Below are 17458 nucleotides of genomic sequence, written 5' to 3'. Positions count from 1 at the left end.
CCATTATGGCGCTTGGGAGAAAACGATAGTCTCGGACTCGTCGACACGAGAAGGACGTCAAAGGTCAATCACATGCTCCCGGTCCAGCGCCCGCACGGTGAATCCCTTCATCCAATACCCATACGCGCGGACCGTGACCTTCCCCTTCGGAAATCTCGACACAGGGAGCTCTCGCGCCCAGCCGAAGTAGTGCCCCGGATGCTGGCGTCGCAGCCATTCATTCTCATAGAAGTCGAAAGGCTGTCGCGGTGTGGCAAACGAGACCACGCTCTCGCCCGCATCCGCCGACTGGGCGGTGATGAGCACAAGTTCCGGAAGGCTGACCATGTCCTTGGAGACGCCACAGGCGCCGCTGAGATGCATCACACCCTCGTGCACCACGGGCGCTTCCAGCCAGGCCCATTTGTCCGGCAGTGGGGAGCCGCGACGGAAATCCGTGATGGCCACGCCCTTTACCAGGCGCACGCTCTTCAATCGGTCATGCTCATGAAGGAACAGGGCCAGCCGCGTCGTCAGATCTTTGTGGTCGAGATTCTGCCACATCACCTCCGGGTCCAGCGGCAGCACCTTGGCAAAGGAGAGCAGCGCCCGGTCCTGCTGCATCCGCTCGTGCTCCCACTTCATGTGTTGCCAGCCATGATTCCAGTTCACCACGTGCAGGGCAATGAGTCCCCCCACCAGCAACAGCCCCGCGCGCCGCATGCCAACGCGGAACCAGCCTGAAGGCTTGTCGCGTACCGCGACGACCGCTGCCAGCAGGAGCACACCCAGGGTGAAGAAGAGCGTGAACGTCACATACCGGGGAGCCATCGCGGAAATCATTGACGACCGCAGCCTTCCGTAGCTGATGAGTCCGGCATTGAGCAACCCAAAGAGGGTCGTCAGCACCCAGGGCATGGCTGCCTGGACCATGCCCGGCTCCTTGCGCAGCTGCCACACGCGAAAGACGCATGCCAGCAGGATGACGACAAGCCCCAGTCCGGCGAGAGCGCAGAGCAGGGCCGGTTCCATGGTGGTGCCATTACCGAGCAGATAGCCCAGCAGGACGAGGACAAATTGTGCCAAGAGTACGGGCTGCTCCAACAGGCTGCCAACGCGGGATTCATCCCCGGTGTAGGTCGCTTCGCCAAAGGCAGAGAGCGCGAGAAAGGCCGCGCCACCTGTCAGCAGCAACCAGATCGCGGTGACCGCGCCACGCCACGCCAGGGGCTTCTCCCGGAAATGCATTGCCACCATCGGTGTCAGCAGCAGCCCGGCGAGAAACCCCGTGCCGAAGGAGAATGTGGCCATGATGGAAAGACACCACGCCACGACGAGGGCAGACCATGACCCCGGCCATTTCCACAAGGTGGCCAGCGCGGCGCAGAAAGCCATTCCTGGAATGAAGTTCTGAAACACGAAGTCCCACACCCACGAATGCCCCTGCGCTGCCGTGAAGATGGTGAGATTCGCACAGAACATCAGCAGCATCCCGCGTGATGAACGCCCCATCCAGAGCGAGCGTGCCATCACCCACACGGATACGGCGATGATGAGGGAGAATGCCCATGCTACGAGCGGCAGCACACCCACGTCACCACCCAGCCAGTGAAGTGCGATGAAGTAGAACACCTTCCCCGAAGCGGAAGGGTGGTTGTTGTGCGGCGCAAGGAACTCGCGCCAGCCATAGTCACCCTCCCACCAATCGCGATACTGTTTCACGAATGCCCACGCATCCTCGAAGGGCACCGGCACCCGGAGAGGCAGCAGCATGGTGAGAATGAGCAAAGCCGGCGACCACGCCAGCGTCCAGCCCAGGACAAACAGCAGCCTGCTGAGCAGCGGTTTCCGGTTTGGCGAAGTCATGAAGCGCCGAGGCTAGACGCATCTCGCGTTCGCTCAACCGAAAGGAATGCGGAAGCTGGGTTCCTACGGCAGCGGTTGGCCAAAATTGATCTGGTTCCCATCCAGATCGGAAATCATGAACTCCCTCATGCCGTAGCTCTCATCGCGCAGCTCGTGAATTATTGTCACCCCGCGGGAACGATAACCCTCGTACAGTTCATCGATGCCGGTGGAGAGCTTGAAGTAGCAGCGCCCATGACCTGCCGGCACTGTGGAGATGGGCGGCGCGCCAATCCCAAGCTGGATGCCGTCGCGCGACACAATGGCGTAGGTGGTGCCATTCTGGAATTCGACCTCAAAGCCGAGATTCTCGGCGTAGAAGGCGACCGCGCGCGGCAGTTCCGCGACAGGCACGCTTGGCATGACAGAGGTGAAGTGGGGAGAGGGCATTGGTGGTGGTGGCTGCCTGTCCGAAGCGGGAAGTGACGAGAAGGCCGTGCTCAGGGCGCGGGCGCCTTGTTCGAAGCCCCGGCAAGGGTCAACGTCAAGAAGCCGAAGACGCGTTTGGAGCCTCCAGTAGTCGCGAACGAAAACTTCTCACACGATGCCCCGGCAATCTCCAACTGGTGGCGCGCAAGGTCTTCCTTGAACCGCAACACCGTGGGCGTGGTCAGCACTGCTTTCTCAAAGCTTGGGCGCAGTGCCGTCATCTTGGGATTGTGCATGTTCCCCGCTGACTCGAGGGCTTCCTTCAGATCCTTCGGGGCGATGGCTTCAAGCTGTTGGAAGACCTCCTTCTGGAAGTTGTCATCTGAAAGCAGTTTTGTCACGGAGAGCAGTCGGAGCTGGTTCAGCTTCCCGTCGTCCGCGACGTCCTGGAGTGCCACTGCCATGGTGGGGTATTCCGCCGCCGGGCCTGGCACCCACACGAATACCACCTGCGCAGGCAGCCCATGGCTCTCCCTGGCGGCCGTTTGGGATACATCCCACCCAGCCTTCGCTTTCGAACTGAAGACAAGCATGCATGAAAGCACGATGACCGGAGCGAAAAGAGCCCTCGTGGCGAAACGTGAAGGTGTGCTCATATGAGATTCGGTGAGGTTCCGGAGGCACTGCCGCTTTCAGCTACATCCACTTCGCATCGTTTTCCGTGCACTCCTTCACGCGAAGCAGCGCAATGCGGTGAATGAGATCCACGGGAAGAGGTTTGTCCAAGGGAAATTGGACCGTGCTGCTTGAGGTCTTGTAGCCGGAGAGTTCTTTTGCAAAGACCTTCAACACTGCGGGCGTGGGGAACAGGCTCACATGTTTCTTGAACGCCGCATACGTGAACAGGATGCGCTCATATGAAAATGCCGGTACTCCCCACTTCAGGCTCTCCTCCGCACCCGGCGCCGCCTTGCGAAGACAGGCACGCATTTCACGCAAACGCTTCCGGGCCTCCGGCGCAGCATCATCAATGTACTCCGTCACGCTTTGTGGCTTTGCAGGGGCGGCCATGGTTGCAGAGGGTGGGGAATGAGCGACTTGAGAGTTCTATCGCAAAGCAGCGAAGTCGCAAAGGAGGATCGTGGCAGGCAGGCAACGTGACTCTGGCAGGTGTCTCACGGGACATGACGTGGGATTCCCGGCTTCTTCATTGACGCCCGCCATGCCTACGCCACCATCGGCGCAGCATGAGAGTATTGGTCACAGGAGCTTGTGGATTTGTCGGAAGCCGGATTCTGCGCCGTCTGCGGGAGAGCACGGAGGGCTGGACCCTGCTGGGCATGGACAATCTCTGCCGCATGGGCAGTGAGCGGAACCGCCCTGTGCTGAAGGACCTCGGCGTGGGTTTCTTCCACGGCGACGTGCGCTGTGCCAGTGACTTCGACAACCTGCCGCCCGTGGACTGGGTCATCGACGCCGCGGCGAACCCGAGCGTGTTGGCTGGTGTGGATGGCCTGAGCAGCAGTCGCCAGGTCATCGAGCACAACCTCCAGGGTACGGTGAACATGCTGGAGTTCTGCCGCCGCCAGTCGGCGGGCTTTGTGCTGCTGAGCACCAGCCGCGTGTATGGCGTAGGACCGCTCGCCTCCCTGCCAGTTGCGCAGAAGGGCAGCCGCTTTGTGCTGGATGAAGAGCAAAGCTTGCCGGTTGGCGTCTCCGCTCGGGGCGTGACGGAGGACTTCTCCACCACGCCGCCCCTCTCTCTTTATGGCGTGAGCAAGAAGATGAGCGAGGATCTGGCGCTGGAATACGCGAGCGCCTTCGACCTCCCCGTGCACATCAACCGCTGCGGCGTCATGGCCGGTGCAGGCCAGTTTGGCCGGGCAGACCAGGGCATCGTGGCCTTCTGGATTCACTCCTGGCGGGAGAGTCGGCGTCTCCGGTACCTTGGCTTCGGCGGGAAGGGGTGGCAGGTTCGGGATGTGGTTCATCCCGATGATGTTGCGGGCCTTGTGTTCAGCCAGATCCAGCAGGGTGAGGCGGAGGACCGGCCTCGGGTGCTGAATGTGGCCGGCGGCCCGGAGAGCACCTTCTCCCTGGCGGAGCTCAGCGCCTGGTGTGAGCAGCACTTTGGTTATCGCAATGAGGTTCAGGAGGATGGGAGTGAGCGCCCCTTCGACATTGCCTGGCTGGCGCTGGATGACAGCAAGGCCCGCTCCCTCTGGGGATGGCAGCCGGAAATCCGCCGCGACGCCATCTTTTCCGAGGTGGCGAAATTTGCGGAGGCCAATCCGGACTGGATGCACCTCTCCTCCTGATTTTCCGAAGACCCGCCCGACTGACGCTGGGGTTTCGATCTGTATTTGAATGTTTTATCCATCCTCGCGTCCAAACCCCTTACGAACATGAAATCCCTCTACGCGAAGCTTTCCCTCCTCACTCTGGCGGGTCTTTCCCTGCTCCTCTCAAGTTGTGTGGTTGATCCCTACGCCTACAACGACGGCGGTTACTATGACGGTGGCTACTACGGCGGAGGCGGCTACTACCCGCGCAGCTCCTACTACCCCGGCTATTACGGGGGAGGAGGCTACTATGGCGGGTACTACGGCAGCTCCTACTACCGTCGCAATTACCATGACCACGATCATCACGACCATGATGACCACAAGCACTACTACAAGAAGTCCTCGTCTTCGTCCTCCAGTCGTGGTCCCAACTACGTGCCCGGCAAAGGCTACGCCCATGGTGACCACTACCACTCCAGCCGGGAGAAGCGCGTCCAGCACAGCAACATGAGCAGCAGCAGTTCTTCTTCCAGCAAGAAGAGCTCCGGCTCCAGCAGCAAGTCCTCCAGCAAGGGGGACAGCAAAGGCCGCTCACGCGGTGACTGAGCCTCATACAGAAGCGCAAGCTCCTGTTTCCCCGAAAGGCACCTCTCCGGAGGTGCCTTCCTTTTTGCACCCCGGTCAATCTGGGGTAAACTACCCTGCTCATGTCGTCCACCCCTGCCATTCCCCCGTCCCTGCTAGCCACCACTCCTGAGGAACTGGTGCCCATGCTCGCGGAGTGGAATGAGAAGCCCTTCCGCGCGAAGCAGATCATGGAGTGGGTTTACCGGAAGCGCACGGAAACGTTTGAGGAGATGTCCAGCCTCTCCAAGCCGCTGCAGGCTGCACTGGCCGAGCGCTTCAGCCTGCGCACGATGAAGTACGCGCGGGTGGAAGGTTCCGAAGACACGACGCGGAAGTACCTCTTCAAGCTGCATGACGGCCGCTTCATCGAGACCGTGCTCATCCCGGCCTCCATGGGCCTGCTCGGTGGCCGCTCCGATCGCCGCACGCTGTGTGTGTCTTCGCAGGTGGGCTGCGCCTATGACTGCAAATTCTGTGCGAGCGGCCTCGCAGGATTCACGCGCAATCTGACCGCGGGTGAAATCGTGGAGCAGGTCGTGCAGGTGGAAAAGCTCGCCGGCGTACGCGTGGACAATCTCGTCTTCATGGGCATGGGCGAGCCGATGGCGAACTACACGAATGTCACCAAGGCCATCACGATTCTGAATGCTCAGTGGGGCATGAACATCGGTGCCCGTCACATGACGGTGAGCACCAGCGGCCTCGCTCCGCAGATCAAGAAGCTCGCTGACTTTCCGCTCCAGGTTCGCATTGCCATCTCCTTGCACGGTGCCAGCGACCCTGTGCGCGACCGCATCATGCCGGTGAATCGCAAGTACCCGCTCGCTGAGCTCTTCGAGGCGCTGGAGTACTGGAATGAGAAAAAGAAGCAGTACATCACCTTTGAGTTCATCCTCATCAAGGACGTGAACGATTCCCGCGAGCAGGCGAATCTCCTCGGGGAAGTCGCGGCGCGTCTCAATGCGAAGGTGAATCTCATCCCGTACAACACCGTTGAAGGTCTCCCCTGGGTGCGACCGAGTGAGAAGGTGCAGAAACTCTTCCGCGACACCGTGGCGTCCTATGATGTGATGGCCACGCTCCGCACGGAGAAGGGGCACGACATCGCGGCGGCGTGTGGCCAGCTTCGCCTGAAGCAGGAAACCGCGGATGGCATCATCGACAGCGCCATTCCAGAGCAGCGCAAGACGATTGCGGCAGGTGTGTAGCCCTCGGTGGCGTGCCTTCTGCTTGGCAGAGGAATGAACCTCTGTCATAAGGGCGCATGCCGGACGACCACTCCTCCACAGGACCGAAGCTCAAGCAAACCCTCGGCTTCTGGCAGGTGGCCCTCTATGGACTGGGCTCGATGTTGGGCGCGGGGATTTATACTCTGATTGGGCGGGCTGCTGATTCGCTGGGGAATGCGGTGTGGCTGGCGTTTGCTGCTGCCATGGTCGCCGCCTTGTTGACTGGTCTTAGCTACGCGTGTGTCGGGAGCCGTTGTCCTCGCGCTGCGGGTGCCGCCTACGTCTCCCAGCGTGCTTATGGAAGAGCATGGCTCACGTATGTCGTCGGCATTGCTGTGATGATGAGCGGTCTCACGAGCATGGGTACTGGCGCGCAGGCGATCCTTGAGCAGGCGGAAAAGTTCCACGCATTTCGTTGGGATACTGAAGCATGGAAGTCAGGCGATGTTCGATGGGACATCAAATTGCTTGCCATCGGGGTGGTATTCATCATTGGCAGCGTCATCTATCGCGGCATTCGGGAGAGCATGTGGGTGAATATCCTCTGCACCATTGTCGAGGCCAGCGGTCTCATATTCATCCTCGCAGTGGGCATTCCTTGGTGGGGATCCGTGAATTACCTGGAGATTCCTCCCGCCAAATCAGGTGCGGAGAGCATTCTGGCACTGGTGGTATTGCAGGGAGCGGTGCTTACCTTCTATTCGTTTATCGGATTTGAGGACATTTTAAATGTAAGCGAGGAAGTGAAAGATGCCCCGCGAAATCTTCCTCGCGGACTCGTGGTGGCAATGATGGCATCGACTGTCATCTATATGGCAGTGGCCATCACAGCGGTGTCGGTGGTGCCATGGGAAAAGCTGGCCAGCAGCAAATCGCCGCTCGTGGACGTGGCTGCGGCTGCGGCGCCATGGTTCGCCAATGTGGACAAGGTGTTCGCCGTAGTCGCGATTTTCGCCATCGGCAATACAGCCCTGCTGAACTATCTGATGGGATCGAGATTGATCTACGGCATGAGTGCTCAAGGGCTCCTTCCGGCATGGATCGGACGCATTCATCCCAAGCGCAGAACTCCACACGTTGCGGTGGTTGTTCTCTTCCTGATTGTAACCACGCTCATCTTGATGGCCGACGTGAAGCAACTGGCGGAATCCACTTCGCTTCTCCTGTTGATGGTTTTCACCGTGGTGAACGTGGCTCTGGTTATTCTGAAGCGTCGCAAAGGAGAGCCGAAGGGGAAGTTCGAAGTACCCGTGGCAGTGCCCATCTTGGGCGCTCTGGTTTGTGCGACATTGATTGTCGTTCGGGTGAAGCAGGCTTTTGACAGCAGCAACGTCGCAGCGCAACGGGCACCCCTCATCGCCGGCGTCATCATCGCAATCGGCTTGGTGCTTTATCTCGTGCTCAAGCCCAAGCACGTCGTGCTGGACGAGGACGCGGTCGATTGAGCGCGCTTACCACCACAAGCTGCGGCACCGGCGATTCCCTCCCCATCATGAGAGGAACGAATTTTAACATCGCACGTTGGGCCGCGGGGCTGCTTCTTCTAAGCATGGCCTGTGGCATGGTCACCTCGTGTGCGGATCTACCGCCACCCAGGCTTCCACCTCCGCCCCATCGCGTGCTCGGCCTGCCTCGCCCACCGTTGCCACCACTGCCGGGGACGTATTGAGGAGATGAATATACAGAAGCGATGCTGACCCTTGCGCATTCCTCTGGTCTACCACCGTGCCAACCAAAAAACCGGTGGGGAGCCGCTGCGCCGGCTTCCAAATTAGGTGGGCGGGGGCGGTGTGGAACTAGCGCGTGGCAAGCTGCCGGCACCCGGATGCTCCGCCCTGCCTCCGCCCGCTTTAGTTAGGAAGCCGGCGCAGCGGCTCCCCACCGGTGTACCAAGCGCGCCAAGCGATAGACCAGAGGAGTGACATAAGGCGTTATCTTGGGCTTCAGCGGCTATGACTTTTGACCGCTCCATCTCCAACCAAGCCACCACTTTGAAAAGCGGCAGACTTACAAAGACCATATGGCACCCAGTGCCACCACCGCCACGCACACAGACGATTCTTTAGGTGCTTCGTATGAAAACGAAAATCACCTTCTGGGCAACTCGCTCGCTGCTGGTCGTCGTGGCCTCAGGCACCTTGGCCTCCTGTGCCAGCACCGGAAACTACTCTTCTTCCGCGCCGCCACCCCCGGTCCGACACACTTTGGGACCGGCGGGCCTGCGCATGATGCCCCTGTATCCGCCGCTGCCGACTTGACCTTTCCGTCATGGGCACCGCATGGCAGAACCGTGAAATCCGAGCTTGATTACTGTTCGCGAGAACAGTAATCTCGGGCCGTGATTCCGCGAGATGTCATCATCGACCTCGATTGCTTCTTCGCTTCGGTGGAGCAGGAACTACGTCCGGAGCTGAGGGGGCGTCCCGTCGGTATTGTGCCGGTGGTCGCGGAGTCCACCTCCTGCATCGCCGCCAGCAAGGAGGCGAAGAAATTCGGCATCAAGACCGGCACACGGGTGCGGGAGGCGCGGCAACTGCACCCGGACGTGGTGCTCGTGGAGTCGCGACCCGCCTTATACCTGGAGTTCCACCGCCGCTTCCTCACTGCGCTGGAAGTCTTCATGCCGGTGGCCGAGGTCATGTCCATCGACGAAGTCTGGTGCCGCCTTCCGGACCACGTCAAAACACCGGAAGACGCCGCGAAGTTCTTCCAGCGCGTGAAGGAGACCCTGCGTGCCCAGATGGGCGAGGTGGTGACGTGTTCTGTGGGCATGGCTCCGAATCGTTTCCTGGCCAAGCTCGCCTCAGACATGGGCAAGCCGAATGGCTTCACGCTCATCCAGAAGCCCGACCTCCCACAATGCCTGCATCGCCTGAAGCTGCGCGACTTCTGCGGCATTGGCCGGAACATGGAGCGGCGTCTCAATGATCACGGCATCACCACCGTGGCCCAGCTCACCTCGGCGTCGCGTGAAACCCTGCATGCCGTGTGGGGCAGCATCAATGGCTTCCACATGTATCACTGGCTGCGCGGCGAAGTGACCGAGCTGCCGCCCACGCAGCGCCGCACCATCGGCCACTCCCATATCCTGCCCACAAAGCTGCGCAACGAAATCGGCGTGCGCGCCGTGTCGCATCGTCTTCTGCAAAAAGCCGCCACCCGCCTGCGGAAGCTGGACATGTACGCCTCCGGCTTGCAGGCCTTCATCAAGTACGAGGACAAGCAGGAGTGGACCCGCGAGATCCGCTTCACAGAAACGCAGGACTCCTTTGTGTTTCTGGATGCGTTGGAAAAACTCTGGGAACACCGTCCCCGAAAAGGCGGTATCCCACCACAGGCCACCGGCGTGACCTTCGCACCTCTCATTCCCGCCTCACGCGTGACACCGGACCTGCTCCTGCACAATCCCGCCCACGAGAAAATCTGCCAGGCCATGGACATGCTGAACCGGCGCCTCGGGAAGAATACCGTCACCTTCGGCGGGGCCCTCGGCGCCTTGGAATACGCGCCCATGCGCATCGCCTTCACGCGGATTCCGGATCAGGAGACGGAGGGGTGAGTGTGGTGCCCCCAAAGTGGTCCGCCCACTCCGTGTGCGGTCAGCGTGGAAGCACGCGACCAAGTATTCTCCATCCAATGGATTCAGAGCAGCACGAAGGTTGTTTCAGAAATCAGGAAGGTTGCTACCCCACTGACCGCTCACGGAGTGAACGGACCACCATGGAGCCACCCCGTTATGCCCCCGCAGCCTTCCCCAAATACTTCACAAACCAATCCACCATCTCCTGCACCACGATCACATTCTGCTCCTTGTTAAATCCATGGGCGGCGCCTTCGATGGTCACGAGCTTCGCAGGGACCTTCTGCTCCTGCAGCACCGGCATGATGTTCGTGCTGTGAGAGATGGGTACCAGCAGGTCCTTGTCGCCGTGGATGAGCAGTACAGCGGCGTCTTTCGCATCCACATGCAGAATCGGGGAGACCTCAGGCTCCAGCTTTGCGTCGAAGGTGAGTGAGGGCTTGAGGTTCGGATGCTTGCGAATCTCTTCGGGCGGCTCGGTGGTCCACTTGCGCAGGTCTGTGGGCGGATACAGCGAAACGGAAGCGGCGATGCGGCTGCTGGCCTGCAAGACGGGATCTTTCGCCTTGGGATCCCCATCGTCACCCGTGGTGGCGAGCATCAGTGCAAGGTGTCCGCCCGCACTGCCGCCGTAGGCGCCGATCCGATTCGGGTCGATGCCCCAGCGGCTGGCATTGGCATGGATGAAGCGGGAGGCACGGCGCACATCGGCCACCGCATCCGGCACGGGATAGCGCGGCGAGCTTCCGTGCCAGACCACGAAGACGGTGAATCCCTTCGCCAGGAGAGGTTGCAGGGCGGGGAACATCTGTCTGGAGTCGCGCCAGCCGGAGTACCAGCCCCCGCTCTGGATGCTCATGATGGCGCCGCCATTGGCCTTTGGGGGCTGCACCACATCGAAGATGAGTGCCATGCCGTCCTTGTGGCCGTAGACCACATCGTGCTGGTAGACGACCATGTCCGGATTCTCCACGACCGGAAGCACAGGGGATTCGGCACCAAGGGGCGCGCTGCCCAGACATAGGGCAGCCAGGCAGGGAAGGAGGGAGGGGAGGATTCGGCGCAAGTGCATCCCACCGCGAACGCCCGGTCGTCCGCGCTTCTATCACCGGGGCCTTGCAACGAAGGCGGTTGAACTTCCACGACAGCCCGGTTACAAGATTGCCATGCAAGACCCGCGCATCGACCAGCTCGCACGCCAGCTCATCCGCTACTCCACCAGTGTGCAAAAAGGGGACCGGGTGCTCCTGGACATCTATGATGCGCCGAACACGATCACCCTGGCGCTCATCCGCCAGGTGGTCGCCGCCAAGGCTATTCCCGTCGTGAAGCTGCATGACACCGTGGTGACCCGCGAGCTCATGAAGCACGCGGACCCCGAAGGTTACGAGATGCTCTGCAAGAACAACCTCGATCTCATGAAGGAGATCGACGCGTACATCGCGGTGCGTGGCAGCCACAACATCACCGAGATGTCGGATGTGCCGGCGGACAAGATGAAGCTGGTCATGGAAAAGATGCGTCCCGTGATCAACGAGCGCGTGAACAACACCCGCTGGTGTGTGCTGCGCTGGCCCACCTCCGCCATGGCCCAGCAGGCCGGCATGAGCACAGAGGCCTTCGAGGACTTCTTCTTCAAGGTTTGCCTCCTGGATTACAAGTCGCTGATGCCCGCCATGACCGCGCTGAAGAAGCTCATGGACAAGACCAACAAGGTCCACATCAAGGGACCGGGCACCGATCTGCGCTTCAGCCTGAAGGGACTCAAGGCCATCGCCTGTGGTGGCACGCACAACATTCCTGATGGCGAGGTCTTCACTGCGCCCGTGAAGGACAGTGTGGAGGGTGTCCTGAGCTACAACGCACCGACCGTGTACCAGGGTATCGCCTTCGACAACGTGAAGCTCGAGTTCAGCCAGGGCAAGATTGTGAAGGCGACCGCGAACAACACCAAGGCCATCAACAAGATTCTCGACAGCGACGAAGGCGCCCGCTACATCGGCGAGTTCGCCATCGGCTTCAATCGCGAGATCCGCGAGCCCATGCGTGACATCCTCTTCGACGAGAAGATCGCCGGTTCCTTCCACTTCACGCCCGGCCAGGCGTATGAAGGGGTGGCGGACAATGGCAACCGCAGCCAGGTGCACTGGGACCTCGTGTGCATCCAGCGCCCAGACTACGGCGGCGGTGAGATTTGGTTCGATGACAAGTGCATTCGCAAGAACGGAAAGTTTCTTCCGCGTGAGTTGCAAAAGTTGAACTGATTCGAGGTGTGGTGATTTCACTGATTGTGAGATGCCAGCGTGCCTGACGCACCAGTGTGGCACTGTGCCTCATCCCGTGTTTTGCATGGGCATTTCAGTCGTGAAACGAACCATCCGGCAGTGGCAGATTTGACAGTGCGTGCTAGCGTTTCCGCCATGTTGAGATTTTGGAAGAATCCCCATTCTGCAGCTGCCTGCGCCGCTGCGGTGGCGCTCATGCTTTCGCTCAGTTCCTGCAGCTCGAACAAGATTGAAGGCATCCCCAGCAACCTCCCCAAAATCACCTTGCACGGGAACACCTCGACACCGTCGCATAGCCTTTCGAAGGAAGACTATCCCTTCGATTCGAGCGGGCGTTACATGTCAGACTGGGCCGCGGCTGGAGAGCGCCGGGCCGGGAGATCTGCCGGCGCCACGAGCGCGGATGTGAGCAAGTGGAGCGGCTCCTATGGCGGTGCTGCCACGGGCAAGAAACGCACGGTGGCGAAGACCTCCAGCAGCAAGTCCAAGTCGGGCTCGAAGTCCAAGGTGGCCTCTTCCTCCAAGAAGGGTGGCGGCCGCTCCTACACGGTGAAGAAGGGCGACACGCTCTCGGCCATTGCCTCACGGAACTCCACTTCCGTGGCCAAGCTCAAGGCTGCCAATGGGATGTCTTCCGATTTCCTGAGCATTGGCAAAGTGCTGCGCATTCCCTAGTCCTAAATAAAAGGGCTGACAATCACAGTCATGCTTGTCACGCATGGCTGTTTCATGACATCTCTGGACATGCACATCCACACCATGTCGGGGAAGTGTCGGGGCCTCTTGTGTGCCTTTGCGTTGGTGCTGTTGCTGGCAACGCGATCTTTCGCGGCGGTTGTAGTCATCGATGCGGGGCATGGTGGCTCGGATCGTGGTACGCGTTGGAATGGCCTTTCGGAAAAGAATCTCACGCTCGATGTCGCGAAGCGAGTGGAGACCATCCTGAAACGAAACGGTGTGACGACTGTGATGACGCGCAGAACGGATCGTGCGGTGGCTCTGGAGTCACGAGCGGCCATCGCGAACCGCTACCGCAATTCGCTCTTTGTCAGCATTCACTTCAATTCCACACGCCTTACGGCCATCAAAGGCATTGAGACCTATTACCGCAGTGATCGTGGACGCAAGGTTGCCTACACGATTCAGCAGTCTCTGATCAGCAAGGTCTCGGCGAACAATCGCGGCATCAAGCGGGGGAACTACGCCGTGCTGAAGCACACCCGCGGCACCGCCGTGCTCGTGGAGTGCGGATTCATCAGCAACAAGGCCGAAGCCAGTCGCTGCGGCAGCGCGGCGCATCGGCAGAAGCTCGCCGAGGCGATTGCGCGGGGGATACTAAGGTCTCGGTAGAAGCTGGAAGCTCAGCCGCGCAGCGGCCTTGGACTGCGTGCAGCCTGCTGCCGCTTTCCCTCAGTGCAGCCTGCTGCACGCTTCACCGCGACGAAGTCGCCACACTTCATGGGCATGCCACTTTGCGAGCGAGCGTCATCATCGTCACAGCAGGCTGTGAACTCTTCAAAGCGGCAGCAGGCTGCACGCAGTCCAAGGCCTTCGGCTCGGCTCCAATAGACCTTGGTACGTGACGGAGATGTCTCCACCACGACTTACACCACCCGCACAAACTGCCCCGTCGGCTCTTCTCCCTCAGGAGAGAAAATCAGCCTGCCATTCCTCTCCGCCACGTGCTCAATCAGTGGCGGCACCGAGCCGAGGAACCGTGTGGCGTTCTTCGCAAACCGCACGGTGTCACCGGAGGAGAGCACACGCAGCTTGCCGGTACCCTGACTGCGAAACTCCGGATGCCGCCCGAACCAGTCCACCAGTCGCAGGGCCACATACGGCGCGGGATCCAGCAGGTGCACCTCCTTGGGAAGACTCTGCTCAAACACCGCACGCAGCAGCGGGTAGTGTGTGCAGCCCAGTACGAGCGTGTCCACATCACCCACTTGGGAAAGATACTGCTCCACGGAAAGGCGCGCGATGTCGCTGTCCTCCCAGCCTTCTTCCACAATCGGTGCGAGCAGCGGTGCGGCGACTTCTGTCACCTTCACGTGGGAGTCGAGCTTCGCCACCTCCGTGCGGAACGTGTGTGAAGACACCGTGCGTCGCGTGCCGAGGAAACCGATGTGGCCCTTGCTCACTGCCACGGCATTCTCCGCTGCGGGAATGGTCACGCCAAGGATGCGGCGATCCGTGCCAGCATGCAGTTGCTGGAGATGACGCAGCGCCACACAGGAAACGGTGTGGCAGGCTACCACCACGACACGACAGCCTTCGGCGAACAGCAAGTCCACGCACTGCTCCGCGAAGTCCAGCACCGTGGCGAGATCGCGTCCGCCGTAGGGAGCGCGGCCACTGTCGCCGAGGTAGATGTAGTCCTCATTGGGCAGCACACGGCGCAACTCCCGCAACACGCTCAAGCCGCCATACCCGCTGTCAAAAACACCGATGGGATGACTGCTGAGGGGAGTGGGGAGAGGGGATTCAGACATCGCGCGATGAACGGATAATGTATCTAGTTTGCAAGGAATGAGAATGCAGAATCGAAGGGAGGCAGAAAGTCGTGGTGCAGGAAGGTGTATTGGAAAGAATTATCCCGTTGAGCCTCATGGCACGGCATCGGGTCGATTTGACAAAGACAAAAATAATGGGATCTTCCCACTGTCAGCCGAAGTCATTACTGCTTCCTCAGTAGTGGCGCGGGGGAACCGAACTCCTGGGAACGCAAGAACTCAGGACGGGGCGTACGGGGTGGGTAACCACTCGCAGGGGTCACTTCCAAGGCCCAGCCCGCCAGCTAACCTCGCAGGCATCATTGGGAGGGACGATCTCTGAGGCTCGCACCGCGGGCTTCATGGTCTTCCCCACAGCAACCATGCTGCGCGCGGCGGGAGACCGTCACGGGCGGCACACCCCTGAGAGAAGAACATGAACTGCCCCTACTGCCAGACTCCCCTGGACCGAGGCACCGTGCACCATGCCCGCTGCCTCTTGCGGAGCGAACCACCGCCGCAGACCCAGCGCGAAAACGGAAACGTCATCGCCGCGTCCTTCGTGATGCGCGTGCTGCAAGAACGACGTGCCTCGCGGGTCATTGAGTACCGATGCGCCAATGGCCATCGCGTCGAAATGACGGCGCCGTAGGAGCCGGATGCTGGCACAACGAGTGCCAGCGCGCTCCTTGCGGACTCTTTTCCGCGTCACTGCGGACCCAACCACCGCCTGCACGGCGGAGCTGCGCCCGCGCCCAGAAATCAAAGTATCATCACCTAATATTTCACACTGTTTCACATCATGAACACACTTGCTCTTGCCTTCAGTTCACCCGTGTGGTGGCCGCTCATCCCGGCCACTCTCGTCTTCCTCTACCTGCTGCTTGGCGTCGTCTACATCGGCGAGCGTCAGGTTGGCATCGTCGTAAAGCGTTTCGGCATGCGGAATCTCCCGCCCGGCCAGATCATCGCCTTGCGCGGTGAGGCCGGTATCCAGGCGGATACACTCACTCCGGGTCTTCACTTCTTCTACTGGGTCTGGCAGTACAGCATCACCCGCACAGGGTTGATTGAGGTGCCCCAGGATCACATTGCCCTTGTGGTCGCCATCGCCGGGGAGCCCATCCCCGCCGGTCGCATCCTTGGTCGTAATGTGCCGTGCAACCACTTCCAGGACGCCCGTGAGTTCCTTACGGGCGGGGGTGAAAAGGGCCGTCAAAACGCCATCCTCACCGCGGGTACCTACCGCATCAATACAGCGTTGTTTGATATCATCACCCCGTGGAATGCGACGCAGCGTGGCATCAATCCCTCCTCCCTGCGCATTTACAAGGTGGAGCAGGACCTCGTGGGCATCGTGACCACGCTTGACGGTGCTCCCATTGATGAAGGCGAAATCGCCGGCACCTTGGTCCCGGGGCACGACAACTTCCAGGATGCGCAGTCTTTCCTGGATCATGGCGGACGTCGTGGTCTGCAGGAGCAGGTGCTGCTCAGCGGTCAGTGGAACCTCAATCCCTGGTTCGCCGAGATCGAGCAGGTGCACATGGTGGAGATTCCCATCGGCCATGTGGGTGTGGTCATCAGCTTCGTGGGCAAGGCGCACGAGGACGTGAGCGGGGTGGACTTCAAGCATGGCGATCTCGTGCTGGTGGGGCACAAGGGCGTGTGGGTCACGCCGCTGCTGCCGGGCAAGCACCCCATCAACACGCGCGTTGCCCGTGTGGAACTCGTGCCGACCACGAACATCGTGCTGAACTGGGCCACGCGGACAGAGGCGCATGCCTATGACGCGAAGCTTAACAGCATCACGGTGCGCTCACGAGACGGCTTCGCCTTCAATCTCGACGTCTCGCAGATCATCCACATCGGTGCCAATGAAGCCCCGCGTGTCATCAGCCGTGCCGGCTCCTTGCAGAACCTCGTGGACCACGTGCTGCAGCCACTGGTGGGAAACTACTTTCGCAATAGCGCGCAGGACTACACCGTGCTGGACTTCCTGAGCGCGCGCAGTCACCGCCAGGAGGAAGCCGCGAGCCATATTGAGGTGGCCCTGCGCGAGTATGACGTCGAAGCCATCGACACCCTGATAGGAGACATCACACCACCCGAGGCCCTGATGAAGACGCAAACGGACCGCAAGATCGCGGAGGAGCAGCGCAAGACCTATGAGGTGCAGGAGGCCGCCGAGACGCAGCGCCAGCAGCTCGTGCGCCAGACGTCATTAGCGGACATCCAGCAGCAGGTGGTGGGTGCCGAGCAGGGTGTGCAGATCGCCGAGCTCCATGCCCGCGCCACCGTGCGCCAGAGCGAAGGTGAGGCAGAGAGCACCAGATTGCGTGCCGGTGGTGAGTCGGATGCCATCCGTGCCACCGGCCAGGCCAAGGCGGAAGCGTACCGTGTGGGTGTGGACGCGTTGGGTTCCCAGAACTACGCCTTGATCCAGCTCATGCAGATCATCGGCGAACGGAATGTGCAGGTGGTGCCCGACGTGGCGGTGACCGGGGCCCAAGGCGCCAATGGCCTCATGGATGCCCTCATGGCCCTGATGGTCCGCCGCGACGTCGAGGCCGCGGAGACGCGGAAGATCCTGCACAACTAATCCGGCCAGCCTTGCGGGTAGAGCCCTGAAAACGAGGAAGGTGGTGGTCCCCCCGGACCACCACCTTCATTCATGCCGTGACCAGTGAGCAGACCAAGAGGTGCC

At 60.7% G+C, this 17458-nt stretch carries 17 protein-coding genes and 1 riboswitch; of the genes, 11 read left to right on the top strand and 6 right to left on the bottom strand.

Annotated features, from left to right (window positions below):
* Positions 1-57: 57 nt before the first annotated feature.
* The 4 genes from DES53_RS27045 to DES53_RS27030 all read right to left on the bottom strand — a co-directional run bounded on the left by DES53_RS27045 (position 58) and on the right by DES53_RS27030 (position 3324).
* Positions 58-1845 (bottom strand): hypothetical protein, encoded by a 1788-nt coding sequence (locus DES53_RS27045; RefSeq protein ID WP_113961456.1) that lies wholly within the window; start codon positions 1843-1845, stop codon positions 58-60.
* 63 nt (positions 1846-1908) lie between these two features.
* The gene (locus tag DES53_RS27040) at positions 1909-2247 is read right to left on the bottom strand and encodes a VOC family protein (RefSeq protein WP_170157445.1); all 339 of its coding nucleotides are present in this window, start codon (positions 2245-2247) and stop codon (positions 1909-1911) included.
* Between the two features lie 77 nt (positions 2248-2324).
* Entirely contained in the window at positions 2325-2909 is a 585-nt protein-coding gene (locus DES53_RS27035) for a hypothetical protein (RefSeq protein ID WP_113961454.1), read from the bottom strand.
* A 40-nt stretch (positions 2910-2949) separates the two neighbouring features.
* Positions 2950-3324, bottom strand: a complete 375-nt coding sequence (locus DES53_RS27030; protein WP_113961453.1) for an iron chaperone — start codon at positions 3322-3324, stop codon at positions 2950-2952.
* A 176-nt stretch (positions 3325-3500) separates the two neighbouring features.
* Here DES53_RS27030 and DES53_RS27025 point away from each other — a divergent pair, with 176 nt between their 5' ends.
* From DES53_RS27025 to DES53_RS27005, 6 genes are all read left to right on the top strand, one after another.
* On the top strand, positions 3501-4571 hold the full coding sequence (locus DES53_RS27025) for an NAD-dependent epimerase/dehydratase family protein (RefSeq protein WP_113961452.1): 1071 nt from the start codon (positions 3501-3503) through the stop codon (positions 4569-4571).
* 87 nt (positions 4572-4658) lie between these two features.
* Complete coding sequence (locus DES53_RS27020) at positions 4659-5144, top strand: hypothetical protein (protein WP_113961451.1); 486 nt, start codon at positions 4659-4661, stop codon at positions 5142-5144.
* Positions 5145-5245: 101 nt separating this feature from the next.
* Positions 5246-6373, top strand: coding sequence for a dual-specificity RNA methyltransferase RlmN (gene rlmN / locus DES53_RS27015; protein WP_113961450.1), 1128 nt, complete (start codon positions 5246-5248; stop codon positions 6371-6373).
* Positions 6374-6429: 56 nt separating this feature from the next.
* Entirely contained in the window at positions 6430-7839 is a 1410-nt protein-coding gene (locus DES53_RS27010) for an APC family permease (protein WP_113961449.1), read from the top strand.
* 630 nt (positions 7840-8469) lie between these two features.
* Complete coding sequence (locus DES53_RS32615) at positions 8470-8652, top strand: hypothetical protein (protein WP_147263645.1); 183 nt, start codon at positions 8470-8472, stop codon at positions 8650-8652.
* 80 nt (positions 8653-8732) lie between these two features.
* Positions 8733-9953, top strand: a complete 1221-nt coding sequence (locus DES53_RS27005) for a DNA polymerase Y family protein (protein WP_113961448.1) — start codon at positions 8733-8735, stop codon at positions 9951-9953.
* Between the two features lie 175 nt (positions 9954-10128).
* On the opposite strand, the gene DES53_RS27000 is transcribed toward DES53_RS27005, so the two are convergent.
* Complete coding sequence (locus tag DES53_RS27000) at positions 10129-11040, bottom strand: prolyl oligopeptidase family serine peptidase (protein ID WP_170157443.1); 912 nt, start codon at positions 11038-11040, stop codon at positions 10129-10131.
* A gap of 100 nt (positions 11041-11140) precedes the next feature.
* Here DES53_RS27000 and DES53_RS26995 point away from each other — a divergent pair, with 100 nt between their 5' ends.
* The 3 genes from DES53_RS26995 (at position 11141) to DES53_RS26985 (ending at position 13609) form a co-directional block, all read left to right on the top strand.
* Positions 11141-12238: an aminopeptidase gene (locus DES53_RS26995; RefSeq protein WP_113961446.1), complete on the top strand. Its 1098-nt coding sequence runs from the start codon at positions 11141-11143 to the stop codon at positions 12236-12238.
* Between the two features lie 156 nt (positions 12239-12394).
* Entirely contained in the window at positions 12395-12934 is a 540-nt protein-coding gene (locus DES53_RS26990) for a LysM peptidoglycan-binding domain-containing protein (RefSeq protein WP_113961445.1), read from the top strand.
* A gap of 54 nt (positions 12935-12988) precedes the next feature.
* Positions 12989-13609, top strand: coding sequence for an N-acetylmuramoyl-L-alanine amidase (locus DES53_RS26985; RefSeq protein ID WP_170157442.1), 621 nt, complete (start codon positions 12989-12991; stop codon positions 13607-13609).
* A gap of 254 nt (positions 13610-13863) precedes the next feature.
* Here DES53_RS26985 and murI read toward each other — a convergent pair whose 3' ends face one another.
* Positions 13864-14751 carry a glutamate racemase gene (murI, locus tag DES53_RS26980; protein ID WP_113961443.1) on the bottom strand — a complete coding sequence of 296 codons (888 nt, stop codon included), beginning with the start codon at positions 14749-14751 and terminating at the stop codon, positions 13864-13866.
* A gap of 164 nt (positions 14752-14915) precedes the next feature.
* A riboswitch (cyclic di-AMP (ydaO/yuaA leader) is annotated at positions 14916-15086 on the top strand.
* Between the two features lie 101 nt (positions 15087-15187).
* Between murI and DES53_RS26975 the strand changes: the two genes are divergently transcribed.
* On the top strand, positions 15188-15403 hold the full coding sequence (locus DES53_RS26975; protein WP_113961442.1) for a hypothetical protein: 216 nt from the start codon (positions 15188-15190) through the stop codon (positions 15401-15403).
* Positions 15404-15553: 150 nt separating this feature from the next.
* Positions 15554-17353 carry an SPFH domain-containing protein gene (locus DES53_RS26970; protein ID WP_113961441.1) on the top strand — a complete coding sequence of 600 codons (1800 nt, stop codon included), beginning with the start codon at positions 15554-15556 and terminating at the stop codon, positions 17351-17353.
* Positions 17354-17458: the final 105 nt, after the last annotated feature.

This window comes from Roseimicrobium gellanilyticum (assembly GCF_003315205.1).
GTDB lineage: Bacteria > Verrucomicrobiota > Verrucomicrobiia > Verrucomicrobiales > Verrucomicrobiaceae > Roseimicrobium > Roseimicrobium gellanilyticum.
The sequence above is the reverse complement of the archived record's forward strand: the minus strand, read 5'-3'. Positions and strand labels throughout refer to the sequence as shown.